This is a genomic window from Arthrobacter sp. ok909 (genome assembly GCF_900104405.1).
Classification (GTDB): domain Bacteria; phylum Actinomycetota; class Actinomycetes; order Actinomycetales; family Micrococcaceae; genus Arthrobacter; species Arthrobacter humicola.
Genome location: NZ_FNJS01000023.1, coordinates 17,808 through 32,465, shown reverse-complemented (window position 1 = coordinate 32,465; position 14,658 = coordinate 17,808). Strand labels below are relative to the sequence as shown.

Here is a 14,658-nt window from a genome sequence, read left to right as displayed (position 1 = left end):
AAAGATTATCGATGGAGCTTATAAAGCCCACGAGAGGATGACGTATGACGGAAGAATCACGCCAGAGTGATGACGAACTCTTCACATCGACGTTGCGCGATGAACTAGCTGGACACTCCGCACTCCCTTATCTGTTCCTAGGAAGTGGGGTCTCGCGACGGTACCTTGGCCTTCCGGACTGGTCCTCATTGCTGCGACATTTCGCCGATGACATCGGTGAAGACTTTGATTATCACTACGCGACCGCAAAGCGTGATCTCCCCAAAGTGGCGTCATCCATCGCAAGCGTATTTCACAACGTGTGGTGGCACGAGAGCAGATATGAAAGCCAGCGACAGCAATACCGCTCCATCGTCACCGACAATGAAGCGGCACTCAAAGTTGCGGTCGCCGACTACGTCTCAAAGCTGCAAACGCTGGAAGCCGGCCGACCGGGCGTCGATGACCCTAAGCTAGGCCACGAAGTCTCTCTCTTGCGGCAGGCAGTCATTGATGGCGTCATCACGACCAACTACGATTCCCTGACCGACGAACTGTTCCCCAGTTTTCAGCCGTACGTCGGCCAGGACGAATTGATGCTCAGCGATGCACAGTTCATTGCAGAGACGTACAAGATCCACGGCAGTGCAGCTGAGCCGTCCAGCCTAATTTTGACGCATGACGACTACGTCGAATACTCGAAAAGAAATCACTATCTCGCCGCGAAGCTCCTGACAATCTTCGCCGAACACCCGGTTATTTTCATTGGCTACAGCCTTGGCGACGTCTACATTCAGGAAATTTTGGCCAACGTGGCCACCGCGGTGGGTCCGGCTCGCATCGATGAACTCGCCAAGCGGATCTACTTCGTGGAGTGGAACGAGGACACCGCCGCACCGGCCAAAATTGAGTCTGCCACGCTCGTGCTGGACAGTGGAAGACTTCCAATTAGACGAATCGATGCCCATGACTATGCACCAATCCTGGCGGCACTCACAGATCTAGAGCGGACCTTTCCGGCACACGTTCTTCGAGAGTTGAGGAAGCACGTCTACGACCTAGTGGCTCATCCCGAGCCTGGGCAGGCGAGAGAGAGCGTCCACGCCATTCCGATCGACGCCGAAGGCGCCTCCGGACTGCGAGTGGTGTTCGGCGTAGGTTCCTTCACTGAAAGAGATCTCCAAGACCTCTCGTCCATCAGCGGTAGAACTCTCAGGCGCACAGACGTCGAACAGGATGTTCTAGGCATTAGAGAGCGCCGTCTCGACGCAGAGAATGTTTTGACTGACGGGATCCCCTCCGGCATTCGGCCGGCATCAAGCAGTTATGTTCCGGTGCACAAATATCTGGCCGAATCCGGCCGAATCGCCGAAGACGGTGCAATCAATTTCGACGGTCTCCCGGAGGTCATCCGTGAGCTCGCCGAACGGAAAATTACCGCGGCGGACCACACTGCCTCACGCTTTGATCGGACCGTTCGAGGAACTCTCACCACACCGCGAGAACTGATGGCTTCTGATCACGCCCTCTATTTCAAGCTCGAAAGCCTCCTCTGCCTCGATCCGGGGGACTATGACATTGAGGACCTTCGGCTAGTTCTGCAGGAAACTTACGAGGCCGGAGATTTTACGACCACGGACCGAGGACTATTCAGGAAGGCCCTGTGTCACTACGACAGGCTCCGCTACTGTCAGCCGAAAGCTGTCTAGGCTGGTCATTTTGATGCCGCCGGTTTCGAATGCTGCTAGCTGGGAGTGGCGAGGATCCAGAGGACAGTTAGTCTTCGGGAACATCGGCCTCTGACTAAAGCTCTGGCACTCTCACGGTCGTCAGGTGCTGTGTTAAAAGCAGGCAGGGCCGACGTGAGCCGGCCCTGCCTGGTTTCCCTCTGCAAAGGAAATCTGCTTTTCAGCTTAGCTGAATGGTTTGTGGTGCTGCCGCGGCCGGGTACCTCGTTGTTCCTGGTCCCGCGGGTGGTGGTGCGCTGGTGCGTGGTCGCGGTTAATGGCGGTCCGTCGCTCGTGAGTGGCTGCTGTGGTTCGCCCTGGGCGGCGGACCGCCCCACTTCTGGAAGGTTGGGGGCCCTTGCTGGGGTGGGTGGCCGGGCGGCTGCATTGGGGGATCAGCCGCCCGGCTCACTTCTACGTTACTCGGTGTCGGTGGTGTGCTTGTCGATGATGATTTTCTCGACGGCACTGGCGGTGTAACCCCATGCGGTGAGCTGGTTCAGGTAGTGGAAGTGCCGCTTCTCGGCGGACCGCCATGAGTCTTTCTGGATGGTCTTTTCGTACCCGGCGCAGATCAGGGCGATGAGGGAGAACTCGGGCCGGGCGGTGGTTTTTGCGGTGTGGTCCCGCAACGGGTTCCAGCCCCACCGGTCGGTGTCCTCCCCGGTCTTGGCACCGATCATCTCGGTGGCGACCTTGCCGTCGTAGCCGCTGGCGGTTTCGGGGTCGTGGGTGATGGCGTGGACGGTGAAGTACTGCCAGCACTTCGGCGCGGTCTTGCGGGAGAGCAGGGTCTTCACAAATTCCCGCCTGACCTTCGTTGCGCTCTCCATCTCGCGGTTATTGGCTATCAAGGTCTTCCGCTCTGCTTTCTGTTCCTCGGTCATCGGGCCTTTCTGGGCCTGCGCGCCGCCGTCGTAGCGTTCGTACTTCGGGGTGAAGCCCAGGTCCTTCCAGCCGGTGATGACGGGCTGGGCGTTGTGCTGGCCCCGGTAGTCGGTGCTGATCAGGTAGGCATTGGCGTCCTCGTCGGTGGCCGGTTCCCCGTCGGCCCGCTTCGCGGCCGAGACGTACAGGTTCTCTTCGTTGGCGTAGTGCCCGGCGTCCTCCACGATCCTCTTGCCCTCCGCTTCGAGCTCGGCGATGAGGGCGGCGAGGGCGGCGGCGCGGTCGCGGCGGTCCCGGAGCATCTGCGCTACGTGCAGGAGCTGATCGGGTTCGTCCGCGATCACGGACTCCAATTCCTCCGTCGCGTCCTGGCTCCCTTCAAATTCGGCCATGATGAGCGCTTCATCGATGCTGTACCCCTTGCCCAGGGCGGCGGATCCGGCGCTCGAGGACTTGGCTTTCAGCGCACCTTCCACAGTGGTCTTCGTGCGTCCGGTCTTCTTCGCGATCGCGGCGGCCGAGACGCCGATCAGGGACAGCTGGTGGTAGGCGTCGGCCTCGTCAGCTTCGGTGAGTTCGGCGCGCTGGATGTTCTCCACGACCTGCGTCACGATGCGCTCGGCTTCCTCGGGGGAGTCGATGATCATGACCGGGATGCTGGTGCGTCCGGCTTCGACGGCGGCGCGGGTGCGGCGCTGTCCCATCAGGACGTGCACCACGCCGTCGTCTTTGCGGTGGGCGATGACGGGTTCCATCACGCCGTGCTCTTTGATGCTGGCGATGAAGTCGGGTGTCAGGGCGGCGTCTTTGCGGACGTTGATGTCCACGGTCAGGGTGGCGGGGTCGAGCATTTCAAGGGTCGGTGTGGTGTTCATGGTGTTGCTCCTTTTGCAGAGGATTCCGGTGGGTGGGGCGGCTCAGGTGACCGGCCAGCTTCCCCTCTCCCCCGTTGTTTTGGCTGCTGGCGAAGCTTGCGGAGCTGTGGCCGACGGAGGCCTGTCTACCGCAGGCAAGGGGGAGGCAATTCCCGGAGGAAATCAGCGACGCAGACATCTCACGTGTTTAGGAAGTCAAGCGGCGAGGTCTGCTGCCCGCGGGGTGAAGGCTGTAGCTTCATCGAAATGGGTGCGTGTGTTGAGGCAGTGGTGGAGTTGGCCGAGGAGGCGGTTGAAGAGGTTGCGCTGGGCCGCTGCATGCCAGTCGCCTGCTGCGCGGCGGCGCTGGTAGTGGGCTCTGGCGCCCGGGGATCCGGTGAGGGCGGACAGCGCCCACATGTAGCCGGCGGTGCTGAGGCGGTCGTTTTTGACGAATCTGCGGCCGACGAACTTCTTCTTGCCCGAGGCTCTTGTGATTGGTGCGGAGCCGGCGTAGGCCTTCAGGGCCCGGGCGTCGGAGAACCGGTTTCTGTCGTCTCCGATTTCAGCCAGGATCCGGGCACCGAGCTGGGTGCCGATCCCGGGGAAGCTGAGCAGGATTTGGGCGTCGGGGTGGGCGAGGAAGGCCTCCTCGACCGCGATGCTGAGCTGGTCGACGGCTTGGCAGGCAGCATCGAGAAGGTGCAAAAGCCCGGAAACCTGTTGGCCCATGGCGTCTTCGACGGCCTGGGGCTGGCGGGCGTGGTCACCACGGAGGATGAGCTTGATTCGCTGGGCCTGGGCGGCGATGCCGCGGGAGCGGCCTGCGCGGCGCAGTGCTGCTTCGATCCGGGCGGTGCTGAGCCGGGCGGCGGCGCCCGGGGTGGGTGCGATGCGCAGAAGTTCTCTGGTTTCGGGGCGGGCGAGCCCGTTCTGCCATACCGAGCCGGCTTGAAGGAGCGCCGGGTAGAACTGGCGCAGCACGGAGCGGAGCTGGTTGGCGGTCTGCTGACGTGCCCAGACGGCATCCTGCTGGGCACGGGCCAGGACAGTGATCGCCCTTGCCTGATCGGTATCGGCCGGGAGAGGGCGATGTGCATGGGCGTCGGTGCGAAGGATGTTCGCCAGCACCAGGGCATCCCCCGGGTCGGACTTCTTCTTCGAGACTCCGTGCCGGTCGCGGTAGCGTGCCGCAGAGAGCGGATTGACCGCGTAAATCTTCCGGGTGCCAGCGCGAAGGGCCGCGACGAGGAGGCCGTGGCTGGTTTCGATCGCCACCGGGACAGGGTCCTCGGGTGTGTCCCCGTGTTCGGCGAGCAGTTCCATCAGTGCCCGGTAGCCTGCAGCGTCGTCGGTGATGCGGCGTTTGGCGAGCAGATCGCCGGCGCTGTCGACGATGGCAATGTCGTGGTGGCCCTCGGCCCAATCGATCCCGCAGTAGAGGTCCAATCTGTACTCCTCTCGGTCAATGTGTGTTCTGTTCCCGGGCGTGCCAGTTCGGATCACGCGGCGCCCTAATTCCAAGACTCGAGGGTCTGCCATCTCACCAGCCGTTCGTGAAACGAGTCCACTTCGGGCGCCCCGGTCTGACCAAGAGCTCTAAGGCTCCCGGAGGAAATAGGGGTCATCCCGCAGCCTGCACGCACCACGAGAATCAAGTACCACACCAGCAGTCAGAGGTTCCGCTGCCACGCGGCCGCAGAACCTGGTCGGCAAAAACCCGGAGGGCATCTGCCGGCTATTTCAGGGTTCTGCGGCGCGACCGCACCGGAACGCGCCGCTCTTCGTCGAGGATTCAAAGACCCACGAGCGCCGAGGGCGTCGCACCAGTGCTCTGCGGCACAACCGCACAAGCCAGGACGCGCCGCTCTGCGTCGAGGATTCAAAGACCCAAGAGCGCCGTAGGCGTCGCACCAGCGGATTGTGCCGCAGAACCCTGAAGACAGCCCCCGGCAAACAAACCGAAATGACCCGCGAGAAGCTGCTTAACAACGAATTAGGAGCGCCGGAGCATATTCTGCGGGCCGCAGGCCCCGACGAAGGAGGGGCTAGACCGGCCGGAGCGGCACGTACAATCCGTCAGGACAGCAGCCAAGAAACGTCGTAGACACACAGGTCCGGGTACGGCGGAGCTCTGCGACGTCGGGGCCGGGCCCAACAGCCGGCCGCGCCAGCGGACGCCCGCTCTCGGTGCGAGCCCTGCGAGCATGCACTTCCCCTGGTCCCCACCGGTCGCCCAGATAGCCCGCGCCCCGGGGCTTGCCGCCGGCACCAGGCGAGCCCCGCGGATCCCTTCGCGCCGAACGGCGGTCCGCCGCCGACAACCACCCAGCAAACCGGGCCCCGGGCGGCGGACCGCCAGCGGTGACCGGCCCTCACAAGGGACCGGCCACCCCTCCCGGGTTTAGCTGGCGAGCAGTTCGGTGAGTTCGGCCGCGTCGGTCACCAGTACCGCGCCGCCTTCTTTCAGGAGCCGGTGGCATCCGGCCGAGTTGGCGCTGTGGACGCTGCCCGGGACGGCGGCGACGTGCCGGGCGATGGTTTCTGCGTGGTGCGCGGTATTGAGTGCACCGGAGCGCCAGCGGGCTTCCACCACGCAGGTGACACCTGCGAGGGCGGCAATGATGCGATTCCTTTGCAGGAACCGGTGCCGGGTCGGCGCGGTTCCGGGCGGCAGCTCGGAGAGTGTCAGGCCGTTGGCGCGGATCGCCGCGGCGAGATCAGCGTTCCCGGACGGGTAGTCCCGGTCCAGGCCACCGGCGAGCACTGCGATGGTCGCCGGTCCGTTGCCTTGGCTTCCGGCCAGGGCGGCGCGGTGGGCGTGGGCGTCGATGCCGTAGGCAAGGCCTGAGATGACGCAGATTCCGCGTTGCGCCAGCCCGTAGGCGATGTCGCCGGTGACGGCGGCGCCGTAGCTGGTGCTGTCCCGTGAGCCGGTCAGGGCCGCGCACCGGGACGGTGCCGGGAACCCGGTCTCGAGGTTGCCCCGGTACCAGAGGCCCCACGGGGCGTCGGGAAGGTCGTCCAGACCCTCGGGCCAGTGCTCGTCGTCGGGGACGAGGAAACCGCCGCCGAGGCGTTCGATGGTCGCAAAATCTTTCCCCGGGTCAAGGTCGTGGATGCGCGGTGCCCAGCGGCTCAGGGCCTCGGCGAGTTCATCGGCCGTGACGTCCCAGAATGGCCGGGCAGGGCGGGCACCGATGGCGATCCTCAGCGCGGCGTGGGCGCCGTGTTTGGCCACCAGCGCCCGGCCCACGACGTCGCCGGGTTCGAACAGGCGGGTCAGGGCGGCGCGTGCGGTGCGGTTTTCGTCAGTCATGGTTTCTTGTGTCCTTTGCTGAGGATTCCGGCGGGTAGGGCGGCTCAGGTGACCGGCCAGCTCCCTCTCCCCCGTTGCTTTTTGGCTGCTGGCGGAGCAACGCGTAGCTGTGCCCGACGGAGCCGGGGCAACCCGAAGGGCAAGCAGCGGATGGATTGTGGGAGGAAATAAGCGAAGCGCCGACACAAGGCATCCGGTGCGCTGCCGTCCGCAGGACGGTTGACCCGGTGGAGCGGGCACTTACGATCCGCAGGACAGCAGCAAAAAAGAAAAAAGAGCTTGTACTGCCCGAGCGCAGCGAGGTCCGAGGGCCTAACTCGGGGGCTACCTGGGCGAGACTGGGAAACGAGACCCTCCGTCACCTGCCGTTCAGGGGCACCTATATTGTGGTGCTCTCGTGTGCAGCGAGGGCTTGTTGGTGGCGGTAGAGCGTTGCGCGGCTCCAGCCGACGAGGCGGGCGGCGTCTTCGGCGGTTCGTCCCTTCGCGCGGGCGTCCTGGGCGATCGCCAGCTTGTCCGCGATGATGGTCGGGCGGACACCGACCGGCCGAAGTGTGTGCCGTTCTGCCTCGCGGCTGCCATGCCGGCGTTGACCCGCTCGATGATCAGCTCGCGCTCATACTCGGCGAGGGTGGCGAGCATATTCAGCATCATGCGCCCGGTCGAGGTTGCCGGGTCAATGCCGTCGGCGATGGATTGGACATGGACGCCACGATCGCGGAGCAGGGTCACTGTGTTGAGCACGTCGATCAGCGACCGGCCCAACCGGTCGACCCGCCCCACAACGACGGCGTCGCCCTCTTGGGCGTACTCGAGGAGCTTCTTCATTCCGGGCCGCTCGATCGCGGGCTCGCTTCCTGAAGTCACGTCGGCGAACACGTCGCGCTTCTGCACCCCGGCGGCGACCGCAAGGCGATTTCCGGTGAGTCGCGTTTCCGAGACACAAGTTGCCCGGCTTTCCCGCTAACTCATGTCAGTTTCAGAAGTCTTCTGCACCGCTTCTGGTTTTGGGCTCCGTACAGGGAGCTGACTTTGCATCGCGTGATGGGAACGTCGCTCCCGATCTGCTTGCCAAATATACCCCCTAGGGGTATGTTTGGGGTGTTGTCAGTGAAGTGGTTTGTCCAGGTCCGCGGAATTGCCCGGGCCGTCACAGCCGTTCAACCCCAGCACCCCATTACTCCTTCCCGTAAAGGACCAAGCTGACATGTGCGGAACAGACACCCGGACCGAACTTCCCCTCGCCGCGCCGGAGCAGTCCGGCTGCCGCTGCTGCTCGGCCGGGGCCCAAACAACGGCGCTGCCCGCGGCCGAGGGCTCCGTTTACTCGATTGAGGGACTCACCTGCGGGCACTGCGTCCAGACCGTCGAAAAGGCAGTCGCCTCCGTGGACGGGGTGGAATCCGCAGCCGTCGAGCTCGTCGCCGGGGGCACATCCCGCCTGGCGGTAGCCGGGACCGCCAGCGAAGGCGCGGTCCGGGACGCTGTGACCGGCGCCGGATACAGGTTCACGCCCAGCCGGTAATCCCGGCGGCGCACCCGTGGCGGGCAGGCCCGGAAGGGCCGCCCGGCGCCGGCAAAATTCCTAAGGAGCACATCAATGGACCACGACCACCACAACGGACCTATCGCCCGGCAGGACGCGCCAAGCGCTCCCCACAGCGAGTCCGCCGTCGCGCACGCACCTGATGCCCATGCCGACCATCCTCACGGCATGGACGATGAGCACATGGTGCACACCCAGGGTCAGCATGCCGGCCACAGCGTGGCAATGTTCAAAAAGAGGTTCTGGGTCACGCTGGCCCTGTCCGTGCCGGTGGTCTATTTCAGCCCCATGTTCGCGGATCTGCTGGGCTACATGCCTCCGGTTTTCCCCGGCTCGGCCTGGATCCCGCCGGTGCTGGGCACCGTGATCTTCTTCTACGGAGGCCAGCCCTTCCTCAAGGGTGGCCTGGAGGAACTGAAGAGCCGGAAACCGGCCATGATGCTGCTGATCGCCATGGCCATCAGCGTGGCGTTCATCGCTTCCTGGGTCACGAGCCTCGGGATCGGCGGTTTTGACCTGGACTTCTGGTGGGAACTGGCCCTGCTGGTCACGATCATGCTGCTCGGGCACTGGATCGAGATGCGCGCCCTCGGCTCCGCACGGGGCGCCCTCGACGCTCTCGCCGCACTCCTGCCCGACGAGGCGGACCGGATCACCGCAGATGGCACGGAAACCGTCAAAGTCAGCGACCTCGTGGCAGGGGACACCGTTCTGGTCCGCTCCGGGGCCCGGATGCCGGCCGACGGCATGGTCGTCGACGGCCAGGCCGAGTTCGACGAATCGATGATCACCGGCGAATCCAAGACCGTCCTCCGCTCACCCGGCGATAAAGTCATCGCCGGAACCGTTGCCACCGACAACACCGTCCGCGTGCAGGTCACCGCGGTCGGGGATGACACTGCCCTGGCCGGGATCCAGCGCCTGGTCGCCGAGGCGCAGGCCTCCTCCTCCAAGGCCCAGGCCCTGGCCGACCGGGCCGCCGCCTTTCTGTTCTACTTCGCCGCCGGCGCCGGCGTCATCACTTTCATCGTCTGGTCACTGCTCGGCAGCATCCCGGACGCCGTCACCCGCACCGTCACCGTGCTCGTGATCGCCTGCCCCCATGCCCTGGGCCTTGCCATCCCCCTGGTGATCGCCATTTCCACCGAGCAGGCGGCCAGGGCCGGTGTCCTGATCAAGAACCGGATGGCACTGGAGCGCATGCGGACCGTGGACGTCGTCCTCTTCGACAAGACCGGGACCCTCACCAAGGGCGAACCCGCACTCAAGGACGTCGCGGCCACCGAGGGTGTGGACCGGAACGATCTCCTGGCGCTGGCCGCAGCCGTTGAAGCAGACAGCGAGCACCCGGTGGCACGGGCCATCGTCCGGGCCGCACAAAAACAGGGCCTGAAGATTCCAGTGGCTTCCGGATTTTCGTCCATGACCGGCCGCGGGGTCCGCGCCACAGTCGACGGCAGGACCATCCAGGTCGGCGGCCCGGCTCTGCTCCGTGACCTCGAAGCGGAAGAACCGCAGGCACTGGCAAGTACCACCCGGGCATGGATGGACCGCGGCGCGGCCGTGCTGCACATCGTTGACGGGCAGAAAATTCTGGGGGCCGTGAGTCTCGAGGATGCCGTGCGCACCGAGTCCCGCCAGGCCGTCAAGGCCCTGCAGGACCGTGGCATCAAGGTCGCCATGATCACCGGAGACGCCCGACAGGTCGCCCGCGCCGTCGGCGAGGAACTCAACATCGATGAGGTCTTCGCCGAGGTCCTGCCAGCCGACAAGGACAAGAAGGTCGCCGAACTGCAGTCCCGCGGCCTGAAGGTGGCGATGGTCGGCGACGGCGTCAACGATTCCCCTGCGCTGGCCCGGGCCGAAGTCGGCATCGCGATCGGCGCCGGAACCGACGTCGCGATGGAATCCGCCGGCGTGGTCCTGGCCGGCAACGACCCCCGGGCCGTCCTATCAATGCTGGACCTGTCCCGGGCCAGCTACCGGAAAATGTGGCAGAACCTCATCTGGGCCACCGGCTACAACATCATCTCCGTCCCGCTGGCCGCCGGCGTGCTGGCCTTCGCCGGGGTCGTACTCTCGCCCGCCGCCGGGGCCGTGCTGATGTCCGTCTCCACCATCGTCGTCGCCCTGAACGCGCAACTGCTACGCCGGCTGAAACTCAATCCCGCCCAGGTCCGCTGAACCCGGGCCCGTCCCGGGCCGGTAACCTTGAAGCCAACCAGACCGCACGGAAGGAGGAACACCATGACCGCCATCTCAGCCCAGCGCGCCACGGCGTTTCTCCTCCGGGGTGCCCTTCTCGCGGGATTGCTGGCGATCGTCGCCGGCATTTTGGGCATGCACATCATGACCGGCACGCACGCCATGCCGGCGGCGGCCACCGGTCATGACACCGGGGCACTGCATGCCATGCCGGCTCCTGAGCACCCCGGCCACGTCGCGGACATCACCAAGGTCCAGGGCGTCTCCGCGACTCCTAGTATCACGCACGCACCGGGACCGACATGCGCCGATACTTGCGGGTGCACGATGATCTCCGCCATGGGCGGGGACTGCGTCCCATCTCCCGGGAACACGACACTGGCAGCTCCGCCGCCGGCCACGACGCCCTGCTCTTCCGGCGGCGGGCCCGGCGGCGGCGTGCCTGCCCTCGGGTACGGGTTTATTCCGCGAGGTCCTTCTCCGGGCCAACTTTCCATCAGCCGGACGTAAACGGCCACGCTGCGCCGCGTCCTGCCCGGCGCGCCCCCGCTTACCCGATACGCACCTGCCGGCCGCTCAGGCCTGGTATGGGCGTGTCATCCGCAGTCGTGCAACAAAGCTGATTTGATGATTTAAAGGACTTGAACTCCATGAAGAAAACTCTGACCATTTCTGCCCTTGGCCTTGCCTCCGTCATAGCCCTCGCGGGCTGCGCGGGGACCTCCGGAACTACACCTGCCAGCTCCATGCCGGGCATGGGCCAAAACGGGATGGGGATGTCCTCGAGCTCAGCCCCGGCCGCCTCGGACCACAACGCGGCGGACACCATGTTCACCCAAGGGATGATCCCGCACCACGCCCAGGCCGTGGAAATGAGCGACATGATGCTCAAGAAACAGGGTATGGATGCCCGGATCACCGCCCTCGCCACCAGGATCAAGGCCGCACAGGCCCCCGAAATCGAGCAGATGACGGGCTGGCTCAAGACCTGGAACGAACCGACCCAGATGGCGTCCGGCCATGGCATGGGCGACGGGATGATGGGCGATGACGATCTAAACAAGCTCGATGCCGCCCAGGGCGCCGAAGCGGCCAAGCTGTTCCTGACCGGGATGATCACCCACCACCAGGGCGCCGTGGCGATGGCCCAGACTGAAATCAGCCAAGGCAAAAACCCCGACACCATCCAGCTGAGTAAGGCAATCGTGACCTCCCAGACAGCCGAAATCAAGGAAATGCAGGACCTGCTGGCCACCCTCTGACCGGTGTCCTCCGGCGCCGGCCCGTCACGGTCCGGCGCCAACGCCCTTGCCATGCCCGCCTGAATCCCTGGAGTCCCCATGCCCCGTCCCGCCCGTCCCCGGCGCCGCGCCACAGCCGTCCTGGCAGCCGGCGCCAGCCTCATATTTGCCCTCTCGGCATGCAGTCCCTCCTCCGGCGCGGCAGCACCCTCACCGGCCGGCACCGGCAGCGGCCTGCCTGACGCCCATGTTCACGGGCTGAGCGTCAGCAGCGAAACCGGCCAAGTGCTTCTGGCCACGCACGATGGACTGTTCGACGTCACGAAACAGCCCGCTGCCAAGATCGGCGCGACCAACGACCTGATGGGTTTCACCGGCGGCACGGACCACGGCGTCCTTTACGCATCCGGACACCCCGGGGAAGGCTCCAGCCTTCCCAATCCGATCGGGCTGATCAGATCCACCGACGCCGGTGAAACGTGGGAGCAGCTCTCCCGTCAGGGTGAATCCGACTTCCATGCGCTCACCGTGACCAGATCCGGGATCGTCGGCTTCGACGGAGCACTGCGCACCAGCCCGGACGGTACGACCTGGACCACGGTGGCCGCGGATTTCGTCCCAGCCGTCCTCGCCGGAAACCCCAGCAGCGACACCGTCCTGGCCACCACCCCGCAAGGGATCCGCCGCTCAACGGACGGCGGTAGAACCTGGACCAGGGTGGCCTCCAGACCCGTGGTCCAGTTCGCCGCCTTCGCCGGCCCCGCCGAGGCGGTTGGAGTCGAACCGGACGGGTCCGTCCACTCCTCCGCGGACGCCGGTGCGACCTGGACCCGCAAGGGCAAAATCCAGGACACGGTCCAGGCTGTGGCGGCAGTGAAGGGCCCGGATGCAAAGCTGGCGATCTGGGCCGCCACTGCCAGCGGGCTGGTCGTCTCCACCGACGGCGGAACGACGTTCCGTCCCGCCAACGCCCCCTGACCCCTCGATGCGCGACTCGATCATGGTCCTGCTTGGAGGTTCTATCGTTTCCGTCGCCATAGCTCTCTGGATGGCCTTGGCCGGTCCGGGCCGGAAAGGCGCCCGGCCCCGTCCGGAGACCACCCGGGCCAGGCGGACAGTGCGCCGCTGGGAACTGAGCGGCTGCATCCTGCTGGCCGCGGCAGGTCTGGACGTTGCCGCCTCATACGGGATCGGCACATCCTCCTCCTCCGCCGGTAGCAGCGTCACCGTGGAGCTCGGGCTTGCCATGATGGTCCTCGCCGTCGTGTGGTCCATCTTCCGTGACGAGGTCCTCCGGTACCAGCTGTGGCTCGGCGCCGTACTCTACGGCCTTCCGAGGCCGGCGGAGCCTGCCCAAGTCAAAGCCGCCGAATACATCGGCACGTTCCTCCGCCTTCTGCTCCTTCTTCTGGGTCTAATCACCGTGGTGGCCGGATTGATACTTCGCTAGGCTGTGTGGCCCCGCTCCGAGTCCTGAGGAACGGGGTCCGGCGATCCTGCGACCCGCCACAGGGACCGGCCATGCCCGGATTCCGGAGGTGACTGTGAATGCCCTCCGGGCCGTTGGGCACTGTCCCGGGAGGCGGCCCGGACGTAGTTTCACAAGAGGAGGTCTGATGATGATGTATGGCTGGGACGGGAATGGCTGGGGTATCGGCGCGTGGGTGGCCATGGCCCTGTTGATGCTGATTTTCTGGGGCGGGGTGGTCACTGTCGTTGTGCTCCTGCTCCGGCGGCCCCATCCGGGTGAGGGGCCGGCCGCGCCGCGGCCGCCGCACCACGACGCCGAACGTATTCTCAATGAGCGCTTCGCCCGCGGGGAAATCGACGAGCAGGAGTTAACCGCCCGGCGCACGGCGCTCAGGCGGCAGGAATGAAGAGCCCTTCCCGCCGCGGGCAGGTCATCCTCGGGGCAGCAGCCGTGATCCTTCTGACCGCGCTGTCTCTGGTGGCGGTCGGTGTCGCGGGCACTCTTATGAACCCGGGGGGCACAGGTTTTCTGTCCCGGACCCGCTGCGTGGCACCGGATCTTCCCGGACCGGTCGTCAGCGTTTCGCTGACCAATATGGGCGGGCCCATGATGCGCCGGCCCAACGGCATGATGGGCGGCGCCATGCGGATGACGGCAGACCGAAGCACGGTGTCACACGGCACGGTGTCCTTCCTGGTCGCCAATGCCGGCACCATCAGCCACGAACTCGTCATCCTTCCCCTTCCCGAAAACCAGATTCCCGGCACCCGCCAGATCGGCGCGGACGCCAAGATCGATGAGGCCGGCAGCCTCGGGGAAGCGTCCAACACCTGCGCGGAAGGTACCGGACAAGGAATCCTGCCCGGCACCTCAGGCTGGGTAACCCTCACGCTGCCGCCAGGTCGCTATGAACTGGTCTGCAACCTCCCCGGCCACTACGCCGCCGGGATGTACACCCAGCTCACGGTCAGCTAGCCCCTTCGGGAACTCTCGACACCGCAAGCCCTTGAGGCCCGAGGCCCGACGGCGGGCGCCTGCGATCAGATGAGGAACCTGAGCTCCTGCGTTGACCTCAGGGGGGCAATAATGAGGTCATGCACATCGAACTGCTGACCATTCCGGGTTGCCCCCACAGCCGCTCGGCCCGGGAATTGTTCGCCAGTGCTCTGTCCCGGGAGGGCATCGATCCGGCGCTGCTCGAGGTCACGGAAATCACCACAGACGCCGACGCGGCAGCAGCGTCATTCCACGGATCACCCTCCTTCATCATCGACGGCACAGATCTCTTCCCGACAAGCACGGCACCGGCCCTCACATGCCGGGTGTATCCAAGCCAGCGCGGATTGTCAGGGCAACCAGACCTGGAATCCCTCCGCAAAGCGATCCGCCGCGCCGGGCCACAGAGCCGGCTCCCGACCTAGGACGAAG

Annotated in this window: 13 protein-coding genes and 1 pseudogene; 10 read left to right on the top strand and 4 right to left on the bottom strand. The window is 65.4% G+C overall.

The window, feature by feature from the left end; genetic code table 11:
* Positions 1 to 44 precede the first annotated feature (44 nt).
* Positions 45 to 1,688: an SIR2 family protein gene (locus BLR03_RS16765; protein ID WP_091254874.1), complete on the top strand. Its 1,644-nt coding sequence runs from the start codon at positions 45 to 47 to the stop codon at positions 1,686 to 1,688.
* Between the two features lie 437 nt (positions 1,689 to 2,125).
* Here BLR03_RS16765 and BLR03_RS16760 read toward each other — a convergent pair whose 3' ends face one another.
* From BLR03_RS16760 to BLR03_RS16745, 4 genes and pseudogenes are all read right to left on the bottom strand, one after another.
* Positions 2,126 to 3,469 (bottom strand): ParB/RepB/Spo0J family partition protein, encoded by a 1,344-nt coding sequence (locus BLR03_RS16760; RefSeq protein WP_091254872.1) that lies wholly within the window; start codon positions 3,467 to 3,469, stop codon positions 2,126 to 2,128.
* 195 nt (positions 3,470 to 3,664) lie between these two features.
* Positions 3,665 to 4,897, bottom strand: a complete 1,233-nt coding sequence (locus BLR03_RS16755) for an IS110 family RNA-guided transposase (RefSeq protein WP_091254870.1) — start codon at positions 4,895 to 4,897, stop codon at positions 3,665 to 3,667.
* Positions 4,898 to 5,852: 955 nt separating this feature from the next.
* The gene (dprA, locus tag BLR03_RS16750) at positions 5,853 to 6,767 is read right to left on the bottom strand and encodes a DNA-processing protein DprA (RefSeq protein ID WP_091254867.1); all 915 of its coding nucleotides are present in this window, start codon (positions 6,765 to 6,767) and stop codon (positions 5,853 to 5,855) included.
* Between the two features lie 379 nt (positions 6,768 to 7,146).
* Positions 7,147 to 7,667, bottom strand: a pseudogene (locus tag BLR03_RS16745) (recombinase family protein); the annotation flags it as partial.
* 307 nt (positions 7,668 to 7,974) lie between these two features.
* On the opposite strand from BLR03_RS16745, the gene BLR03_RS16740 reads away from it, so the two are divergent.
* From BLR03_RS16740 to BLR03_RS16700, 9 genes are all read left to right on the top strand, one after another.
* On the top strand, positions 7,975 to 8,292 hold the full coding sequence (locus BLR03_RS16740) for a heavy-metal-associated domain-containing protein (protein WP_091254865.1): 318 nt from the start codon (positions 7,975 to 7,977) through the stop codon (positions 8,290 to 8,292).
* Between the two features lie 75 nt (positions 8,293 to 8,367).
* On the top strand, positions 8,368 to 10,497 hold the full coding sequence (locus tag BLR03_RS16735; RefSeq protein WP_091254863.1) for a copper-translocating P-type ATPase: 2,130 nt from the start codon (positions 8,368 to 8,370) through the stop codon (positions 10,495 to 10,497).
* Between the two features lie 63 nt (positions 10,498 to 10,560).
* Positions 10,561 to 11,028, top strand: a complete 468-nt coding sequence (locus BLR03_RS16730) for a hypothetical protein (RefSeq protein ID WP_091254861.1) — start codon at positions 10,561 to 10,563, stop codon at positions 11,026 to 11,028.
* Between the two features lie 140 nt (positions 11,029 to 11,168).
* A complete protein-coding gene (locus BLR03_RS16725; protein WP_091254858.1) occupies positions 11,169 to 11,780 on the top strand; it encodes a DUF305 domain-containing protein in 612 nt (203 codons plus the stop codon).
* A 78-nt stretch (positions 11,781 to 11,858) separates the two neighbouring features.
* Positions 11,859 to 12,737, top strand: a complete 879-nt coding sequence (locus BLR03_RS16720; protein WP_091254856.1) for a F510_1955 family glycosylhydrolase — start codon at positions 11,859 to 11,861, stop codon at positions 12,735 to 12,737.
* A gap of 7 nt (positions 12,738 to 12,744) precedes the next feature.
* Positions 12,745 to 13,209: a hypothetical protein gene (locus tag BLR03_RS16715; protein WP_091254854.1), complete on the top strand. Its 465-nt coding sequence runs from the start codon at positions 12,745 to 12,747 to the stop codon at positions 13,207 to 13,209.
* A gap of 166 nt (positions 13,210 to 13,375) precedes the next feature.
* Complete coding sequence (locus BLR03_RS16710; RefSeq protein WP_254788558.1) at positions 13,376 to 13,636, top strand: SHOCT domain-containing protein; 261 nt, start codon at positions 13,376 to 13,378, stop codon at positions 13,634 to 13,636.
* Positions 13,633 to 14,205 (top strand): sulfocyanin-like copper-binding protein, encoded by a 573-nt coding sequence (locus BLR03_RS16705; protein WP_091254851.1) that lies wholly within the window; start codon positions 13,633 to 13,635, stop codon positions 14,203 to 14,205. Before BLR03_RS16710 ends, BLR03_RS16705 begins: the two co-directional genes overlap by 4 nt.
* Before the next feature lie 119 nt (positions 14,206 to 14,324).
* Positions 14,325 to 14,651 carry a hypothetical protein gene (locus BLR03_RS16700; protein ID WP_091254849.1) on the top strand — a complete coding sequence of 109 codons (327 nt, stop codon included), beginning with the start codon at positions 14,325 to 14,327 and terminating at the stop codon, positions 14,649 to 14,651.
* Positions 14,652 to 14,658 lie beyond the last annotated feature (7 nt).